Origin of the sequence: Kitasatospora sp. NPDC091335 (assembly GCF_044757205.1) — a bacterium.
Classification (GTDB): domain Bacteria; phylum Actinomycetota; class Actinomycetes; order Streptomycetales; family Streptomycetaceae; genus Kitasatospora.
The window spans coordinates 117525-134951 of sequence record NZ_JBIVUM010000013.1 but is presented as its reverse complement, the minus strand read 5'-3'; the positions used below and the strand labels follow the sequence as shown (position 1 = coordinate 134951).

Annotated in this window: 19 protein-coding genes; 9 read left to right on the top strand and 10 right to left on the bottom strand. The window is 75.3% G+C overall.

Features of this window, described 5'->3' with window-relative positions; translation table 11 throughout:
• Window positions 1-19: 19 nt before the first annotated feature.
• Window positions 20-649: an HAD family hydrolase gene (locus ACIQOW_RS25805; protein WP_401088717.1), complete on the bottom strand. Its 630-nt coding sequence runs from the start codon at window positions 647-649 to the stop codon at window positions 20-22.
• Between the two features lie 99 nt (window positions 650-748).
• On the opposite strand from ACIQOW_RS25805, the gene ACIQOW_RS25800 reads away from it, so the two are divergent.
• From ACIQOW_RS25800 to ACIQOW_RS25785, 4 genes are all read left to right on the top strand, one after another.
• Window positions 749-1792, top strand: coding sequence for an iron ABC transporter permease (locus ACIQOW_RS25800; protein WP_188300870.1), 1044 nt, complete (start codon window positions 749-751; stop codon window positions 1790-1792).
• The gene (locus ACIQOW_RS25795; RefSeq protein WP_401088715.1) at window positions 1789-2847 is read left to right on the top strand and encodes a FecCD family ABC transporter permease; all 1059 of its coding nucleotides are present in this window, start codon (window positions 1789-1791) and stop codon (window positions 2845-2847) included. Before ACIQOW_RS25800 ends, ACIQOW_RS25795 begins: the two co-directional genes overlap by 4 nt.
• Complete coding sequence (locus ACIQOW_RS25790) at window positions 2847-3707, top strand: ABC transporter ATP-binding protein (protein WP_188300868.1); 861 nt, start codon at window positions 2847-2849, stop codon at window positions 3705-3707. The genes ACIQOW_RS25795 and ACIQOW_RS25790 overlap by 1 nt, the downstream gene beginning before the upstream one ends.
• Before the next feature lie 124 nt (window positions 3708-3831).
• Window positions 3832-4818 (top strand): ABC transporter substrate-binding protein, encoded by a 987-nt coding sequence (locus tag ACIQOW_RS25785; RefSeq protein WP_401088712.1) that lies wholly within the window; start codon window positions 3832-3834, stop codon window positions 4816-4818.
• Here ACIQOW_RS25785 and ACIQOW_RS25780 read toward each other — a convergent pair.
• Window positions 4815-5627, bottom strand: coding sequence for a DUF6597 domain-containing transcriptional factor (locus ACIQOW_RS25780; RefSeq protein WP_401088710.1), 813 nt, complete (start codon window positions 5625-5627; stop codon window positions 4815-4817). The genes ACIQOW_RS25785 and ACIQOW_RS25780 overlap by 4 nt on opposite strands.
• A 66-nt stretch (window positions 5628-5693) precedes the next feature.
• Between ACIQOW_RS25780 and ACIQOW_RS25775 the strand changes: the two genes are divergently transcribed.
• Window positions 5694-6281: a TIGR03086 family metal-binding protein gene (locus ACIQOW_RS25775; RefSeq protein ID WP_401088708.1), complete on the top strand. Its 588-nt coding sequence runs from the start codon at window positions 5694-5696 to the stop codon at window positions 6279-6281.
• A gap of 83 nt (window positions 6282-6364) precedes the next feature.
• On the opposite strand, the gene ACIQOW_RS25770 is transcribed toward ACIQOW_RS25775, so the two are convergent.
• Both ACIQOW_RS25770 and ACIQOW_RS25765 read right to left on the bottom strand, forming a co-directional pair.
• Window positions 6365-7240 carry a LysR family transcriptional regulator gene (locus ACIQOW_RS25770; protein WP_401088706.1) on the bottom strand — a complete coding sequence of 292 codons (876 nt, stop codon included), beginning with the start codon at window positions 7238-7240 and terminating at the stop codon, window positions 6365-6367.
• Between the two features lie 138 nt (window positions 7241-7378).
• A complete protein-coding gene (locus tag ACIQOW_RS25765; RefSeq protein ID WP_401088704.1) occupies window positions 7379-8398 on the bottom strand; it encodes a PRC and DUF2382 domain-containing protein in 1020 nt (339 codons plus the stop codon).
• A gap of 200 nt (window positions 8399-8598) precedes the next feature.
• Between ACIQOW_RS25765 and ACIQOW_RS25760 the strand changes: the two genes are divergently transcribed.
• From ACIQOW_RS25760 to ACIQOW_RS25750, 3 genes are all read left to right on the top strand, one after another.
• Window positions 8599-8958, top strand: coding sequence for a nuclear transport factor 2 family protein (locus ACIQOW_RS25760; RefSeq protein WP_401088702.1), 360 nt, complete (start codon window positions 8599-8601; stop codon window positions 8956-8958).
• A 175-nt stretch (window positions 8959-9133) separates the two neighbouring features.
• Entirely contained in the window at window positions 9134-9673 is a 540-nt protein-coding gene (locus ACIQOW_RS25755; RefSeq protein ID WP_401088700.1) for a hypothetical protein, read from the top strand.
• Entirely contained in the window at window positions 9670-10932 is a 1263-nt protein-coding gene (locus ACIQOW_RS25750; RefSeq protein WP_401088698.1) for a sensor histidine kinase, read from the top strand. Before ACIQOW_RS25755 ends, ACIQOW_RS25750 begins: the two co-directional genes overlap by 4 nt.
• Window positions 10933-10949: 17 nt before the next feature.
• Here the strand turns inward: ACIQOW_RS25750 and ACIQOW_RS25745 are convergent, their stop codons facing one another.
• The 5 genes from ACIQOW_RS25745 to ACIQOW_RS25725 all read right to left on the bottom strand — a co-directional run bounded on the left by ACIQOW_RS25745 (window position 10950) and on the right by ACIQOW_RS25725 (window position 15139).
• Window positions 10950-11744: a hypothetical protein gene (locus ACIQOW_RS25745; RefSeq protein ID WP_401088697.1), complete on the bottom strand. Its 795-nt coding sequence runs from the start codon at window positions 11742-11744 to the stop codon at window positions 10950-10952.
• Window positions 11745-11879: 135 nt separating this feature from the next.
• A complete protein-coding gene (locus ACIQOW_RS25740) occupies window positions 11880-12293 on the bottom strand; it encodes a VOC family protein (protein WP_401088695.1) in 414 nt (137 codons plus the stop codon).
• A 72-nt stretch (window positions 12294-12365) separates the two neighbouring features.
• On the bottom strand, window positions 12366-13430 hold the full coding sequence (locus tag ACIQOW_RS25735) for a fatty acid desaturase family protein (RefSeq protein ID WP_401088894.1): 1065 nt from the start codon (window positions 13428-13430) through the stop codon (window positions 12366-12368).
• Between the two features lie 201 nt (window positions 13431-13631).
• The gene (locus ACIQOW_RS25730) at window positions 13632-14267 is read right to left on the bottom strand and encodes a TetR/AcrR family transcriptional regulator (RefSeq protein WP_401088693.1); all 636 of its coding nucleotides are present in this window, start codon (window positions 14265-14267) and stop codon (window positions 13632-13634) included.
• Window positions 14268-14365: 98 nt separating this feature from the next.
• Complete coding sequence (locus ACIQOW_RS25725) at window positions 14366-15139, bottom strand: SDR family NAD(P)-dependent oxidoreductase (protein WP_401088691.1); 774 nt, start codon at window positions 15137-15139, stop codon at window positions 14366-14368.
• 199 nt (window positions 15140-15338) lie between these two features.
• On the opposite strand from ACIQOW_RS25725, the gene ACIQOW_RS25720 reads away from it, so the two are divergent.
• Window positions 15339-15974, top strand: coding sequence for an NAD(P)-dependent oxidoreductase (locus ACIQOW_RS25720; RefSeq protein WP_401088689.1), 636 nt, complete (start codon window positions 15339-15341; stop codon window positions 15972-15974).
• A gap of 309 nt (window positions 15975-16283) precedes the next feature.
• Here the strand turns inward: ACIQOW_RS25720 and ACIQOW_RS25715 are convergent, their stop codons facing one another.
• Window positions 16284-17195: a hypothetical protein gene (locus ACIQOW_RS25715; protein WP_401088687.1), complete on the bottom strand. Its 912-nt coding sequence runs from the start codon at window positions 17193-17195 to the stop codon at window positions 16284-16286.
• Window positions 17196-17427: the final 232 nt, after the last annotated feature.

The window sequence follows — 17427 nt, the reverse complement described above, 5'->3', positions numbered from 1 at the left end:
CGCGACGGCGCTTGCGGCGCTAGTGCCCGGCCAGGTGCCGGGCGAGCCAGTCCGGGAAGCCGGTGAGGTCGTCCAGGACGACGTCCGCGCCCGCCGCGCGCAGCTCGTCCGCGCCGTACGGCCCGGTGGCCACGGCGACCGCGACCGCGTCGGCGTGCCGGGCGCCCCTGATGTCGCCGAGGTGGTCGCCGACGTAGACGCTCGCGCCGTGCTCGCGCAGCGCCTCGCCCTTGGTCTCCGCCCACAGGTCGCCGATCACGGCGTCAGCGGCCATCCCGGCGTGCTCCAGGTGGAGGCGGGCGTTCGGCTCGTACTTGCCGGTGATCACCGCGACCCGGCCGCCGTGGGCGCGGACCGCCTCGACGGCGGCGTACGCGCCGGGCAGGGCCACGGTCGGGGCGAAGGCGTGGTCGCGGTAGAGCTCCCGGTAGCGGGTGGCCACCCGTTCCACCTCGGCCTCCGGGAACCAGTTGCGGATCTCATCCAGCAGCGGCGGGCCGAGCCGGGTGACCGCCAGGTCCGCGTCGATGTGGGTGCCGGTCTCGGCGGAGAGCGCCAGGTAGGTGGCGCGGATACCCGGCCGGGTGTCCAGCAGCGTCATGTCGAGGTCGAAGCCGACGGTCAGCGGAGCAGATGAGGTCGCGGGCATGCCGCCAGGCTACCCAACGGGCGCCGCGGCCCACGAGGCGATTTGCCCCGGCTTCGCGGTGGAACTTAGGTTTGCCTGAGTTGTCTGCGGAGAGGGCCCATGACCGACACCAGCGCACCGCCCGGTGCGCCCCGCGCGCCGTACCGCGCGCCGCGGCGCCGAATACTGTGGCTCGCCGCCGCACTCGCCGTCCTGGCCGCCGCGGTGCTGCTGAGCCTGGCGGTCGGCAGCAGGACCGTCCCGTTCGGCGAGACCCTCGACGCCCTGCTGCACGGCGGCGACACCGCCAACGCCGTGGTGATCCGCGAGCTGCGGGTGCCGCGCACGGTCGTCGGACTGGCCGTCGGCGCGGCGCTCGGCCTGGCCGGGGCCGTCATGCAGGGCCTGACCCGCAACCCGATCGCCGACCCCGGCATCCTCGGCGTCTCGCAGGGCGCGGCGGCCGGCGTGGTGGTCGCCATCTCCGGCTTCGGCGTCTCCACCCTCACCGGGTACGTCTGGTTCGGCTTCGCGGGCGCGGTGATCGCCACCGTGCTGGTGTACGGGCTCGCCGGGCGCGGCCGGGGCGGCGCGACGCCGATCAAGCTGGCGCTGGCCGGCTCGGCGATGTCCGCCTTCATCGCCTCGCTCAACACCCTGGTGCTGACCACGGACGCGGCCACCATGGACCAGTTCCGCTTCTGGCACGTCGGCTCGCTCTCCGGGCGGACCTCCGACGTGGCCTGGCAGCTGCTGCCGTTCCTGGCGGTCGGCACGGTGCTGGTGGTCGCGGTGGCACGCGGACTGGACGCGCTGGCGCTCGGCGACGACACCGCGAAGGGCCTGGGCGCCAAGACCGGCCTGGTCCGGGTGGTCGGCGCGCTCGGCGCGACCGTCCTGACCGGCTCCGCGGTCGCGGCGGCGGGCCCGATCGCCTTCGTCGGCCTCGCCGTCCCGCACGCCGCCCGCGCGGTGGCCGGCGCCGACCACCGCTGGATCCTCGCCTTCTCCGCCGTCCTCGGCCCGGCGCTGCTGCTGCTCGCCGACACCCTCGGCCGGGTCCTGTTCCCGCCGTCCGAGGTCCCGGCGGGCGTGATGACCGCCCTGGTCGGCGTCCCGGTGCTGGTCGCCCTGGTGCGCCGCAGGAAGGTGGTGGCGGCATGAGCGGGCTCACGGCTCCGGTCTCCCTGCGCGGCTACGGCGTCGTCCGGGCCGGGCGGGCGTCCTTCCTGGTGCACCGGCGCTCGGTGGCCGTCGCCGCCGGGCTGCTGGTAGCGCTGGCGGTGACCGTGGTGGCCTCGCTCTGCCTCGGCGAGTCCACCGTGCCGCCGGGCGAGGTGGTCAAGGTGGTGCTCGGGCAGCCGAGCCCGCACGAGCTGGTGGTCGGCGAGTTCCGGCTGCCCCGGGTGGTGGTCGGGCTGCTGGTCGGCCTGGCGCTCGGACTGGCCGGGGCGCTGATCCAGACCGTCGCCCGCAATCCGCTGGCCAGCCCCGACGTGGTCGGCGTGACCTGGGGCGCGACCGCGACCGTGGTCGGCCTGATGGCGTACGGCGTGGTCGGCTCGACCGGCGAGGCCCCGTACGCGGCGGTGGCCGGCGGCCTGGTGGCCGGGCTGCTGGTGTACGCGCTGGCCTGGCGGCGCGGCCTGCACGCGCAGCGCTTCGTGCTGATCGGCATCGGGATCAGCGTCGCGCTCTCCTCGCTGACCTCCGTCTTCCTCACCAAGGGCGACGGCTTCCAGGCCCAGGCCGCCAAGGTCTGGATGACCGGCAGCCTGAACGGCTCCGGCTACGACCAGGCCGGGTGGCTGGCCTGGGTGCTGCTCGCCGCCCTGCCGGTCGCGCTGTGGGCGGCCCGCGCCCAGCGGTCGATCTCCTTCGACGACGCCACCGCCGTCGGCCTCGGCCTGCGCCTGGACCGGATCCGCCTGGGCATGGCGCTGCTGGGCATCGTGATGGCCTCCTGCGCGGCCGGGGCCGCCGGGCCGGTCGACTTCGTCGCGCTGATGGCCCCGCAGATCGCGCTGCGGCTGGCCCGCTCGGCGCAGGTCCCGCTGTTCTGCTCGGCGCTGACCGGCGCGCTGGTGGTGGTCCTCGCCGACCTGATCGCCCGGCGGCTGCTGGCGCCGACCGAGCTGCCGGTGGGCGTGGTGACCGGCATGGTCGGCGCGCCGTACCTGATGTGGCTGCTGATCCGATCCCGCCGTGGAGGTTCCTGATGTCCGCCCACCCGCCGTCCGGACACCAGCCGTCCGCGCACCCGCCGTCCGGACACCGTCTGGAGGCCAGGGGCCTCACCCTGGCCTACGACGCGCGCACGGTCGTCGAGGACCTGGACGTCACCGTCCCGGACGGACGGGTGACGGTGATCGTCGGCCCGAACGCCTGCGGCAAGTCGACGCTGCTGCGGGCCCTCGGCCGGCTGCTGAAGCCGGTCCGGGGCGCGGTGCTGCTGGACGGCGAGGAGCTGGCGCGGATCCCGACCAAGCGGATCGCCCAGCGGCTCGGCCTGCTGCCGCAGTCGCCGACCGCCCCGGAGGGCATCTCGGTGGCCGACCTGGTCGCGCGCGGCCGCCAGCCGCACCAGAGCTGGTGGCAGCAGTGGTCGCCGGAGGACGAGACGGCGGTCGCCGAGGCGCTGGAGCGCACCTCCACCGCCGAGCTGGCCGAACGGAGCATGGACGAACTCTCCGGCGGCCAGCGCCAGCGCGCCTGGATCGCGATGGCGCTCGCCCAGGGCACCGACATCCTGCTGCTGGACGAGCCGACCACCTACCTGGACATCGCGCACCAGGTCGAGGTGCTGGACCTGGTCCGCCGGCTGAACGTCGAACGCGGCCGGACCGTCGTCGCCGTGCTGCACGACCTCAACCAGGCCGCCCGGTACGCGGACCACCTGGTGGCGATGCGGGACGGCCGGGTGGTGGCGCAGGGCGCGCCCGGGGACGTGGTGACGGCCGAGCTGGTGCGGGAGGTGTTCGGGCTGGACTCGGTGGTGGTGCCCGACCCGGTGACCGGCACCCCGCTGGTCGTGCCGGGCGCCCCGTGGGCGACGAAGGCGGCGGCCGTGGAGGCCTGAGGGGAAGGGGGCGCACTCGGCGGCTCCCGCGCCCGGCCACGCCCGCACTTAACGGCACTTTAGCCTCCATTTCGGACATAATTCGACGGCGCCCCGATCCCGCCTCTCCGCCCGAGGACCGCCGATGCCCCGGATCTCCCGCCGCACCTTCCTCACCGGCCTCGGCGGAGCCGCGCTCGCGGGGACCGCGGGCTGCACCGCCCGGCCGCCGGCCCCGGGGGCCTCGGACGGCCTGGGCACCGGCGCCTCGCCGTCCCCCTCCCCGGTGCCCCCGGTGACGGTGAACGCCGCCACCGGCCCGGTGGTGGTGCCGGGCGCGCCGATGCGGGTGGTCGTGCTGGACACCGACGTGCTCGACTCCGCGCTGACCCTCGGCATCACCCCGGTCGGCGCCGCGCTCCCGGGCCGCGACACCCGCTACCCCGCGTACTGGCCGGACTCCAGGACGGCCGGGATCCGGCTGGTCGGCCCGGCCGGCGCGCCCGACCTGCCGACCGTACGGGCCCTGCGGCCCGACCTGATCCTGTCCAGCCAGACCCGCGACGGCGACCGCTACGAACAGCTGCGGGAGATCGCCCCGACGGTGCTCACCCAGACCACCGGGGCGCCGTGGAAGGCGAACGTCCAGCTGCACGCCCAGGCGCTGAGCCGGGAGGCCGCCGCGGCGGCCTTCGCCGGGTCGTACCAGAAGCACGCCGGGCAGGTGGCCCAGACGCTGGCGGCGGCGAAGCTGTCGGGGCGCAGGGTGAGCCTGGTGCGGTTCGTGGAAGGCGGCGGCATCCGGATGTTCGGCCGGCAGAGCTTCCCCGGGACGGTGCTCGCCGACGCCCAGGTGGGCCGACCGGACGCGCAGAACGTCGACCAGCCGGACGTCGAGGTCCCGCCGGACCAGCTCGCCAGGGTGGACGGCGACCTGCTGCTGTACGCGACGTACGGCGATCCGGACCTGTCGGGTGCCAACGCGACGCTGGCGAGCCCGGGCTGGCGGGCGCTGGGGGCGGTCAAGGGGCACCGGGCGTTCCCGGTGGACGACCAGCTGTGGTTCCAGGGCATCGGGTACACCGGGGCCAACTACCTGCTGGACGAGTTGCAGCGCTTCCTGGGGTTCTAGGGCGTGCGGCTCCCCGCCGGGGCCGCGTAGCGGGCCGGGGAGACACCGGCGGCTGCGGTGAAGTCCCTGGTCAGGTGCGCCTGGTCGGCGTAGCCCAGTTCGGCGGCGAGCGCGGCCAGGTCCAGCCCGCCGTCCGCGCCGGCCCGTTCGGCGGCCTCGTGGAGGCGGGCGCGGCGCAGCACCCACTTCGGGGAGGCGCCGACGTACTCGGCGAACAGGCGCTGGAGGCGGCGGACGGTCAGGCCCAGCTCGGCGGCCAGCGCGTCGACCCGGCAGAGGTCGGGCCTGCCGGTGATCCGGTCCACCACGGCGGCGACCTCGGCGGCGACCGGGTCGGGGGCGGGCAGCCGGGGGCCGAGGAATGCGTCGGCGAGGGCGGCGGGGCTGCCGGGCGCCGCCAGGATCTCCGCGGTGAACCGGTCGGCCCCGGCTCCGAAGTACTCGGCGGCGGGCACCGAGCGGTCGGCCAGCCGGCTCACCGGGTGCCCGGCCAGCGGGCGGAACGCACCGGGGCGGAACCGCACGCCCAGCACGTGCCCCGCGCCCTCCAGCCGGCGGACGAAGAGCGAGCGGTCCACCCCGTACACGCGCGCCCCCGGAGCCTCGAAGACCAGGTGGACGTTGGGGTGGGCGAGCACCTTCTGCTCGTACGGCGGCAGGCCGTGCAGGTCCCAGCGGACCAGCCAGTAGTACTCGACGAACCGCGCCACGGCCGGGTCGGGCGCGAGCCGGTCCACGGTGATCAGCTCGGCCGCCCTGGCCGGGTGGAGCACGCCGCGGCCGAGGTCGGGAGAGTCCGGGGAGTCCATGGCGGCCAGGCTAGCCGTCGCGTTTCTTCAAGACCGGCGGGTGCGGGCCGGTGCAGGATCGACGCCATGAACGCCCACCCGATGCACCCGTTCCTGGCCCGTGCCGCCTCCGCGGCGGCCGGCGTCGCCGCCGCCGTCCCGGCCGGCCGGCCGCTGGACGCACCGACGCCCTGCACGGAGTTCGACACCCGTGCGCTGATCAACCACTGGGTGCTGTACACCTCGCACGGCCTGGAGCACCGGGCCCGGCGGACCGAGCTGCCCGAGGAGCTGGTCTCGCGGGACTTCACCGCCGACGCCGACTGGCGCTCCGCCTACGCGGCCCGGCTGGAGCGCGCGGTCGCGGCCTGGGCCGACCCGGCCGTCTGGGAGGGGGACGTCGACCTCGGCGGCGCCCCGGTACCGGCCGTCGGGATCGCCCGGATGCTGTCCCTGGAGCTGCTGCTGCACGGCTGGGACGTCGCTCTGGCGACCGGCGGGCGGATCGAGGTCGACGAGGAACTCGCCCTGCTGGCCGGGGAGATCGTGGCGGAGAACGCCGAGCTGTACCGGCAGTACGCGGGCTTCGCCGAGTCGGTGGCCCTGCCGGAGGACGCCTCCGCGTGGGACCGCGCGCTGGCCGCCTCGGGGCGCGATCCGCGCTGGAAGGCCTGAGCCCGACCCGGTACGCGGGGCCGGCGGGCAGCGGTCAGCCGTCACCCGCCGCTCGTCACCCGCCGCCCGTCACCCGCCGCCCGTCACCCGGAGCGGAGCGCCGCCCTGAGCCTGGCCCGCAACAGCCGTACGGCCGGGGACTGCTGGTCGAGGCGGGCGACGAGACCGAGCCGGGCGTACGTGGCGGCGTCGGACAGCGGGACGGCCCGCAGCCCGGCGCCCGCCGCGGAGGAGGCGCTGAGGACGGCCACGCCCGCGCCGCGCTCGGCCAGCCGGAGCAGGGCGGCCGGCGAGCTGGCCTCGATGTCCACCCGCGGGTCGAGGCCGAGCCGGCGGCAGGAGTCCCGGTAGGCGGCGCGGATGCCGGTGCCGGAGGAGAGGCAGAGGATCTTCTCGCCCCGCAGGTCGGCGAGCCGCAGCCGGGCCCGGTCGAGCGGGTGCCCGGCGGGCACCACGGCGGCGATCGGCTCGTCGACGGCGACGGTGGCCTCCAGCCCGGCGCAGACCTCGCCCGCGTAGCCGATCAGGGCCAGGTCGAGGGAGCCGGCCAGCACCTGGGCCTGGAGGTCCTCGGACGGCCCCTCGTGCAGGCTGAGTTCGATGCCGGGGTGGCTGCGGCCGAGGTCGGCCACGGTGTCCAGGAAGGGCGGGATCGAGCAGCCCGTGATCATGCCGAGCCGGACCCGGCCGCGGACGGCGTCGGCGAACTCGGCGGCGGCGTGCCGGATCGCGTCGAGGGTGGCCAGGGCGTTCTTCGCCAGCGGGAGGACCGCCTCCCCGGCCGGGGTGAGGCGCACCTGCCGGCCCGCCCGTTCCAGCAGCTGCTGGCCCAACTCGCGCTCCAGCTTGGCCACCTGGGTGCTGATGCCGGACTGGCTGACGTGCAGCCGGGCGGCCGCGGCGGTGAACGTCCCCTCGTCGACCACGGCGGCGAAGTAGCGCAGCTGGTGCATCTCCATGACCGGTGACGATATTCGACCGGGGGCTCCGCCGGCCGGACGGACGGGCCGCGACCGCGACCGCGCGAGGCGGTCACGGCCCGCGGGTGTCACGGCCCACCGGTGTCACGGCCCGGGGGCGTCACCGGCCGGGGGGCGTCACCGACGGCGGTCCTTGCCCAGGATCTCCGTGCCCTGTGCCTGCCCCATGGTCGTGCCGGCCTTCTTCCCGTCGGGCAGCTCGGCCTCGATGCGCTCCTTGCGCACCTGACCGGTGACGGTCCGCTCCTCGACGCGTTCCTCCGTCACCAGCCGCACGCGCTCGACCGGGACGGCCTCGGTGCGCACGACCGGCCGCTCCGCGTGCAGGGTGACCTCGTACTCGGCCTCCGAGATGAGCTCACCGGACATCGCGGCGCCCCGGTTGGCGTCGGTGATGGGCTCGTGCTCGACGTGGACCTCCTCGTGCCGCACCGGCACGGTCTGCCGCTCCTCCTCGGTGACGACGTACTTGCGCAGCTTCGCGTGGCCGGCCTCGTACCGCTCGACGCCGACGCTCATCCGCTCCTCGGAGCGGGTCATCGCCTCGTCCTTCCCGTGGTGGACACCGGCCCGCCCTGCGGCGGAGCCGACGGCACCCGGAGCGGCGGCGGCACGGGTGGTGGCACTCGGCGGCATCGCGGTGTGGCCGATCCCGGTGGCGGCGGCCCCGGTGGCGGCGGCCCCGGTCGCGCCCGCGGCACCGGCCGTGCCGGTGCGGCCGGCGGCGGTCCCGGCGGTGGCGCCCCCGGCAGCGGCGGCAGCGCCCGCGGCGGCCCCACCGCCCGCGCCGGGCCGGTTGGCGGCCTTCCAGGCCTCGTCCAGGTCGATGCCGTAGTACTGGTAGAGCCGCCGTTCCTCCCGCTCGGAGAGGTGCCCGCCGCGGTCCACGTCCACCAGCGGCGCGTCCTTGACCTTCTCCTTGGGGTACGGCACCTCCAGGTGGTCCCCGACGACCCGGGCGTCGCGGATCGGGACGAACGACTCGCTCGCGCCGAACCACCCGGTCTTGACGCTGACCCACTCGGGCCTGCCGGTGGTGTCGTCGAGGAACATGTGGTCCGCTTTGCCGATCTTGTTGCCCTGTGCGTCGTGGACGGGGTGGTGCAGCATCGAACGGGCCTGCTGTTCAGTGATCACGGTTCACGCCTCCTTCACGTTCCAGCGCTGAGCGCCTTACCAGGCACCGGAGTCCGAAACCACCTCAGCTGACATTCACTCATCGTGATGACGGTGAGCCGACGATCACGCACCGCGCACATCATTCATAACCAGGGGCGATGGATTCCATCCGATCCATCTGTTGGACGGATGAGTAAGACGGCCGGGAGGATGAAGACATGACGACGAAGACCGCACGTGAGCTCGCCGAGACCTACTTCACCGCCTGGGAGGCGGGCGACTTCGAGACCGTCCGGGGGCTGCTGGCCGACGATGTCGACTTCGTCGGCGCGCTGGGGACCGCCTCGGGAGTGGAGGAGGCGCTGGCCGGGCTGAAGGGGCTCGGGCGGGTGCTGGAGAGGATCGACGTGAAGGTCCGGGTGGCCGAGGGCGACGAGGTGATCACCTGGTTCGAGCTGTGCACGAGCATCGCGCCGCCGGCCCCGACCGCGAACTGGATGCACGTCGAGGACGGGAGGATCACCCGGATCCGGGTGACCTTCGACCCGCGCGGGCTGCTGGCCGGCTTCGGCGGGTGAGACGGCCCCGGGCCCGTCCTCGACTCCGGAGACGGGCCCCGCGGCCCGGCCACTCACCGGGCCGCTCCGGCCGGCCACTCACCCGAGCGGTCATTCCCGCAGGCGACGCACGGCGGGGCGCGCTACGACTGGGGTAGAGGTCCCACTCATTCCACTCCCCTCCGGGAGCCCCACCATGAACGAACGGACGCCCCCGCGCCCCGCCGTCGGCGCCACCGTGCACCAGGTCCAGTCGGACGGGAGCACCGGTCCTGCCCTCGCCCACGGCTTCCTCCTCGGCCCTCGGACGGTCCTGGTGCCCGAACCGCCGAGAACCGTCGGCGACCCGTGGCAGAGCCTCGCCGTCCGCATCACCGTCGACCCCGACCCCGGCGACGGCCCGGAGGCCCTGCGTGTGGCCGGCATCGGCCTCTCCCCCCTCGACACCGACGACGTCCGGACCGCGGCGGCCTTCCTGGCCCTGCTCACGCCGTCCCGGCACGCGACCGGCATCCCCGAGGTCACCCGGGAGCAGCTCGTCGAAGCCCTCCGGCAGCACCACGGCGACCTGTGGGCCGCACACGTCGCACTCGGCTATCCGATCCGCCCGCCGGAGCACGCCGCGGCACCGGAACCGTGGTGGTCCGACGTCCAGACCGCCGGAGTCCCGCCGTTCACCGAGGCCTGGTGCTGCCTCGGCTCGAACCACTCGTGCTGCCGGGAACTCCGGTTGTGACGGACGGCGCCCGCCGCCGGAGGTCACCGGCCGGCACGGCACCGGACACCACGGCACCGGCCGGCGCGGCGCAGACCGGCACGGTGCAGGCCGGCACGGTGCAGGACGTCGCGCTGGCGCTGGCGATCACCGTCCCCGACGTCTTCTTCTACGCGGCCCCGCTCGCGCCGGGAGTGACCGCGCGCGACCAGCTGCTGGTGGCCGTCTTCGCGCTCCCGGAGGCCGCCGCCCTGGCCTTCCGCCGACGGTGGCCGGTGGCGGTGTTCGCCGTCGTCTGGGCCGCCGCCGTCGGCGCGGCGCTGCTCTCCCTGAACGCCGACTTCGGCTTCACGCCCTTCTTCGGCCTGCTGACCGCGCTGTACACGGTGGCCCGGCAGAGCGACCGGCCCACCGCCCTCACCACCCTCGTGGTGACGGGCCTCCCCGTCGCCCTGGGCATCTGGAACCCGATCGCCACGGGGGCGGTGCGCCCCGGCTACCAGACGGCGACGATCATCAGCGGCATCGCCTTCTACCTGCCGGTCACCGCCGTGGCCTGGGGCGCCGGCCGCTGGGTCCTGGCCGCCGCCCTCGCCGCCGAGCACGACCAGCGCGAACTCGCGCGGGCCCGGCAGGCCGTCCTCAGCGAACGCGTCCAGATCGCCCGCGAGTTGCACGACATCGTGGCCAACGCGGTGGCCGTCATCGTGCTCCAGGCCGACACGGCCCGCAGCACGGCGCCCGCCGACCCGGACCGGCTGGCCGGCGCCCTCGGCGACATCGAGGCGCTGGGCCGCAACGCGATGGCCGAACTGCGCCGCATGCTCCGGCTGTTGCGGACCGCCGACGTACCCGTGGCGGACAGCGCCGTACGACGCGGACTCGCCGACCTCGGCCCGCTCCTGGAGGACGCCCGCCGGGCCGGCGTCCTGATCGACCTGGAGGTGCGCGGCACTCCGGCCCACCTCGACGACAGCGTCGACCTGACGGCCTACCGGCTGATCCAGGAAGCCGTCACCAACATCATCAAGCACTCCGGCCCGGGCAGCCACGCCGCGGTGCGGATCGACTGGTCCGAGGTGCTGACCCTCGACGTGGTCGACGACGGCGCGGGCCGCCGCCCCGAGGCCCGTCGGGAGCTGTCCACCGGCCACGGCCTGCTCGGACTCGCCGAGCGCATCGCGCTGTTCGGCGGCGAGCTGACCGCCTCGCCCTACCGCTCGGGCTTCCGGGTCACCGCCACCCTGCCGCTCTCCCCGCCCCTCGGAACTCCTGGCTGACCGTCACCGGCGACCGGTCACAGCACCGCGGGCTCCCCCAGGTACCTGGTCGTGAAACCGAGGAGCAGCACGTAGCGGCCCTCGGCCGGCCGCGTCACCTCGCTCGGCCGCAGGGGCTCCCAGGTCAGGTACTCGGCCCGCTGCCCCTCGTCGTTCCGGTAGCGCCGGCTGCCGTGCCGCTCGTACCAGGAGTCCTCGCCGGACCTGAGGAGTTCGGGATCCGGCGCCGGGGCGACGCTCACGGCCAGTTCCGCCCCGGCCTCCGCCTCCGCCGACGGCGTGAGCGTCACGGACGGGGTGATCGGCCTGGCCGCCGCCGCTTCCACCTCCCCCGGCGCCGGGTCGGCGGGCGGCCGGTGCGCGTCCTCGTCGGCGGCGACCAGACCCTGCCACGACTGGTGGTTCTGCCAGCCCTCGGCACCCAGGTACCGGTCCACCTCGGCCAGCCGCGACCGGACGTCGCCGTCGTCGAAGGCCAGGTACACGTTCACGGTCCGTTCGCAGGCCGTCGGCAGCCACCGGCCTCCGGACCACATGTCGCTGCGGTAGTCCGTCCGGCACACGTCGACCGTCGACCTCCCCAACGCCTGGGCCCACGGCAGCAGTTCGGGCAACCGGTCGATCCGGCCGTCCATCCGCTGCGCCGCCGCCCGGCGGGCCTCCCCGGTCTCCGGGGCCTGGGCCAGACCCGGGACGTCCGGCGCGGCCGGAATGGCCGTGGCGAGGTAGGACCGCCACCCCAGCGAACCGGCGCCCACGACCGCCACCCCCAGGACCACGGTCAGCACCGCTCGCAGCCAGAACCGATCCACGCCCACTCCGCCCTCCGACCACCCTGCCCTGGCATGGTACGGGCACGAACGCGGAAACGACCCGGGCGGTGCCGGCGGAAGGCGGTCGCGCGCGGGGAGGACGGGGCCGGGCCGTCCTCCCGCGCGGACCCGCGGTCAGTCCTTCCCGCCACCCTGCCAGGCCGCCCGCTGACGCAGCGCGATCCGGTTGCCGTCCGGGTCGACCGCCTCGATCCGGACGCCGAAACCGTAGTCCTCCGGCTCCTCCTGCTCGAAGAGCACCCCGCGCCCGCGCAGCACCTCGAAGTCCGCCCGCAGGTCGTCGGATTCCAGGAAGACCGGCCCCGGCGTGCCCACCCCGGGCTTCCGCCCGGCCGGCAGCCCGGCCGACGCCGGGTGCGGCCAGAGGACGATCTCCAGCGCGCCGCCCGGGGCGGCCACGGTGAGGAACCGCCCGTCCGGGCCCGGGTGGTCGACGCGCTTCTCCAGGCCGAGCCCGTCGACGTAGAACCCCAGGGAGCGCTCCTGGTCGGTCACGTAGACCGTCACGTACATGATGTCCGTCAGCATCGTGCTGTTCCTCCGTACCCTCGGTGTCGCCCTGTCGCTCCACCGACGGATCCCGGCGGCCGGATGTGACGGTCACCCGCCGGAGACGACCCCGGAGCCGGAACCGGAGCGGAGGGGCTCACCCGTCCGGTGCAGGTGGACGAAGATCTCCCGGTAGGAGCGGAACAGACCCGTCTCGCAGTACGGGACGCCCTTCTCGGCGCAGAACTCCCGGGTGATCCGGGCCGCCCGCCCGAGCGCCGGGGTCGGCATGCTGGGGAAGAGGTGGTGCTCCACCTGGTAGTTGAGACCGCCCATCACCGCGTCGATGACCGCTCCGCCGCGGACGTTGCGCGAGGTGAGCACCTGGCGGCGCAGGAAGTCGAGCTTCATCTCCGGCGTCACCATCAGCATGCCCTTGTGGTTCGGGGCGAAGACGCAGCCCAGGTAGACGCCGAGCAGCGCCTGGTGCACGGCGAGGAAGGCGACCGCCTTGCCCGCGGGGAGAGCGGCGAACACCAGGCCGAAGTAGGCCGCGAAGTGGACGACCAGCAGCACGCCCTCCAGCAGCGGGCGCTTCATCATGGGGCTGCGCAGCGCGCGGAAGCTGTTGAAGCTGAGGTTGAGGCCCTCCAGCAGGAGCAGCGGGAGGAACAGGTACGCCTGCCGGCGGCCGATGAACCGGGCGAGGCCGCTCGCCTGCCGGGCCTGCCGCCTGGACCACACCAGGAGTTCGGGGGCGACGTCCGGGTCCCGCTCCTCGTGGTTCGGGTTGGCGTGGTGGCGGGTGTGCTTGTTCATCCACCAGCCGTAGCTCATGCCCATCAGCAGGTTGGCGACGATCCGCCCGCCCGCCTCGCTCGGCAGCCGCCGGTCGAAGACCTGACGGTGCGCCAGATCGTGGGAGAGCAGGCCGAGCTGGGCGAAGACGACGGACATCGCCGCCGCCAGGACGAGCTGCCACCAGGTGTCGCCCAGCGCGAACAGGGCGCACCAGCCGCCGAGGAAGGCGGCGAGCACCAGGCCCGCGCGCACGGCGTAGTAGCCGTGGCGCCGGCCGAGCAGGCCCTCGGCGGCTATCCGGCGGGTCAACTGGGCGAAGTCGCTGCCGCCGCTCCCCGGCCGGGGAAGGAGGGCTTCGGGCGCTTCGGGCGTCATCACGGGCTGCGCAGGCATGCCCCGATTCTGCTGCGGCCGCCCGGGCCGGGGAACGGGGAAAGCACCCGTCCCGTAGGGGTGTTAACCCCCTTGCCCGCGCCGGGGCCCACCCGGGCGCGATCCCCGGCGCGGGCACCGCACGGCCCCGGCCGGACGGCCGGGCGCACCCCCCCCCGGGGGCCGTCCGGCCCGGATGCGGCGCTACCCGGCCGCGGGCCCGCCGAGCGCGGCGCGGACCAGGCGCAGGACGGCCGGGGTGGCCGCGGTCAGGTCACCGCCGTCACCGCCGTCACCGCCGGCGGCCCGGCCGCCCGCCCGCTCCACCTCCGCCGCCAGCCCGTCGAAGGTCTCGAAGGCGGTGAGGACGAAGAGCAGGCCCACGGCGTCCGGCGGCGCGGCGGGCAGCCGGCCGCACAGGACGGCGGCGCCCTCCCGGCGGCGGGCGTCACGGTCGGCGATGACCCGGCCCACCTCCTCGTCGAGCGCGGCGAGCGCCCGCAGCCTGCGGGTGCAGACCCGGTCGACCGCCCAGAAGCCGCCCAGCACCTCGACGAAGCGGTCCACCGCCGCCCAGGGGTCGGCCAGTGAGAAGGCCTCGCCGAGCCCGGCCATGCCGCCCTGCGCGGCGAGGGCGTCGCACACCGCCTCCAGCAGGCCCGCCTTGGAGCCGAACTGGTAGTAGACGGTCGCCCTGGCGACATCCGCTCGGCGGGCGACCGCGTCCAGCGACACCCCGCCGGTCTCCGTCAGGTGCGCGCGGGCGGCCGCGACGATCCGGGCTCGGGTCTCGTCGACCTCCGCCTGCCGCTGTCCCATCCGGTAGGACCGGGGGCTCATCCCGCTCGCCTCCACTCGTTCCGCGTGAACTGGCAGTATCGCCGATCGGTTCACCCGGGCCCGGGCCGCCCCGCCCCCCGCCGGGGCGGCCCGGGCGCTCAGAGCATGACCCGCCCACCGCTGACGTCCAGGGTCTGCCCGGTGATCCAGGAGGACGCGTCGGAGGCCAGGAACAGCGTGGCCGAGGCGATGTCCGCCGCTTCGCCGAGGCGCCCCAGCGGGTGCGCGGCGGCGACCGTGGCCCGGACCTCCGGCGGCATCTGCGCGGCGGTCCGCTCGGTGCGGACGGCGCCCGGCGCGATGGCGTTGACCCGGACGCCGTCGCCGGCCACCTCCAGGGCGAGGTGCCGGGTGAACATCAGCACGCCCGCCTTGGCGGTGGCGTACGCCGCGGAGGCGCCGCTGGGCAGTCGGCCCGCGGTGGAGGCCATGGTGACGATCGAGCCGCTGCCGCGCGCCGTCATGCCGGGCAGGAAGGCCCGGACGGTGAGGTAGGTGGCGGTGAGGTTGCCGTCCAGGACGGCCCGCCAGTGCTCCTCGGTCTCGCGGACGGTCGGGACGGGGTAGCCGTCGCCGCCGGCGAAGGCGGCCAGGACGTCGACCGGTCCGAGCTCGCGCTCGATCCGTTCGGCGGCGGAGCCGAGTGCCGCCGCGTCCGTGCAGTCGGCGACCAGGCCGACGGCCCTGGCGCCGTCCGCCCGCAGCTCCCCGGCCACCTCCGCCAGCGCCGCCTCGTCGCGGCCGAGGACGGCGACGGCCGCGCCCTGCATGGCGAAGGCGCGGGCGGTCTCCGCGCCGATGCCTCGACTGCCGCCGGTGATCACGACCACCCGGCCGTCCAGATCCGGGTATCCGGCCTGTCGAACTCCCATGTGCCATCGCTCCTTTGGGCTTGCGTTCGCGGTGTGCTGTGGTTCACTTGGTTTCATTCATACAGTCCGTCTGAATGAATCGCAAGACGCACACCCAACAGGACGCACACCCCGCAGGACGCGCACCAAGCGAGCCCGCACCGGGCCCGCCCGAGTCCACCGGGACCGCCTGAGTCCCGGACATCCCGAGGAGGAACCGATGAGGATCGCCGTCGTGGGCGCCACCGGACGCACCGGCCGGCTGGTGGTCGAACTCGCGCTGGCGGCCGGGCACACCGTCACCGCCGTCGCCCGCGACCCCGCCCGGCTGCCCGGGTTCAGCCACGGCACCGTGCTCACCGCCCGCGCCGACGTCGGCCGCCCCGGCTCCCTGTACGAACCGCTGAACGGCCAGGACGCCGTGGTCGCCGCCCTCGGCACCACCGGCCGCCGGGCCACCACCGTCTTCTCCGACGGCGCGAGGGAGTTGACCGCCGCGGTCCGGGACGGCGGCGCCGGGCACCTGGTGACGATGAGCTCGGCGGGCCTGGACACCAGCCGGCTCCCGCTCGCCCAGCGAGTGGTGAGCAGACTGGTGGTCGACCGGCTGTACCGGGAGATCCACCACGACCTGGCCCGGATGGAGGCGGTGCTCGCCGGCTCCGACACCCCCTGGACGGTCGTCCGGGTGCCGATGCTCAAGGACGGACCGCCGGCCGTCGGCCCCCAGGTCTCGTACGACCGGCCGCTCCCCCGGGCCGGCACCGTCACCCGCGCCACCGTCGCCCGCTGGATCACCGACCACCTCGGCGACCCGGAGGCCTTCCGCCGCGTCGTCCACCTCGCCGACGACTGATGCTCCGTCAGCACCGCGAGGAGCGGCGGCCTACCGGCAGCCGGCCGTCAGCCGACGGTGACTCTGCCGACAGGCGTCGACTCGGGCCGCGTGCACGTCATCTCCGACGTCTTCGGCCACCACGGCCCGAGCGGCGGGGACGGCACCGTCAGCCTCCACGGCCACAACGGCGGCACCCCCGCCGTCCTGGACAGCTCCGGCCACTTCATCCACAAGCAGCCGACCCGGCACGGCCGTCGGAACGGCGGCCGGGCCGGCCCCCGCCCCCGCGGAGACCGGCCCGGCCGCGTTCGGCAGGCGTGCGGCCGCTCAGCCCTGCTCGCCCTGCTGCGGCGGGCGGCGGCGCAGGGCGAGCAGCAGCAGGACCACCGCCGACAGCCCGGCGGCCAGCCGCAGCACGCCCGGGGCGGACGTCCAGCTGATCTCGCCCAGCGGGGAGCCCGACTGGAGGCCGCCGACCTGTCCTCCCCCGCCCTGCCGGGCCTGCCGCATGGAGTAGAACGTGGACCCGCTGATCGTGATCAGCGGAATGCCGAGGACCACGAACTTGCGCATCAGCTCGGAGATCTGGCGGGACAGGTAGCCCAGGCCCCAGCCGGCCAGCATGACCGGGAAGACGCCGGAGACCGCCCCGCCGGCCAGCAGGCCGCAGGAGAGCAGGACCAGCGGGGAGGGCCTGCGGGCGGGCGCGGCCTGCTCCTGCTCCTTCCTCCCCTTCCTCCCCTTGGCCTTGTCCTTGCCCTTGGTCTTCCCTGCGGGCGGAGCGGGCTCGGGCGCCGTCCGCCCGAACAGGCCCCGGCGCGGCTTCTTCTTCAGCTCGGCGGGCTCGGCGGGTTCCGCCGCCGTCCCGGGCCCGGCCGCCGCCTCGTCCCCCTCGGCGGCGCGCTGCTCGGGGATCGGCTTCGGCGCGGGCCGCGGCCCGTCCGAGAAGTCGAACATCGTCATGGTCCACGGGCCGGTGCTCGACACCGTCGGCGGCGGGATCGCGTCCGCCCGCTCCTCGGTGACGGCCGTGTCCGGCAGGTCCAGCGACACGGACGGGAAGCCGGCCACACTCGGCGCCGGCGGGTCGTACACGCTGTCGGGGTCGAAGTCGGGCCCGGGGTCAGGCGCGGCCGCGGGCGGGACGTCGGCGGCCCCGCCGGACGCGGCCTCCGCCGGGCCGCCGCCCGAACGCTCGCTCCACGGCCCGCTCTTGCGCCACCACTCGCCGTCCGTCATCACCGACCACCCGCCTCGCCCGTACCGGCCACCCACGAACCGCCCTCGGCGAGACGCTACCCACCCCGCCCCCGACCGCGCGAGTCCGTCCGCCCCGCTCGTCACCGCCGTACCGCGGTACGGCGAGCGGTACGACGCGGTACGACGAACGGCGCGATGGGCGGCACGGCGAACGGCACGGCGAGCAGTACGGCGATACGGCGCCGTGCGGGACACCTCGCCGTCCCCGCAC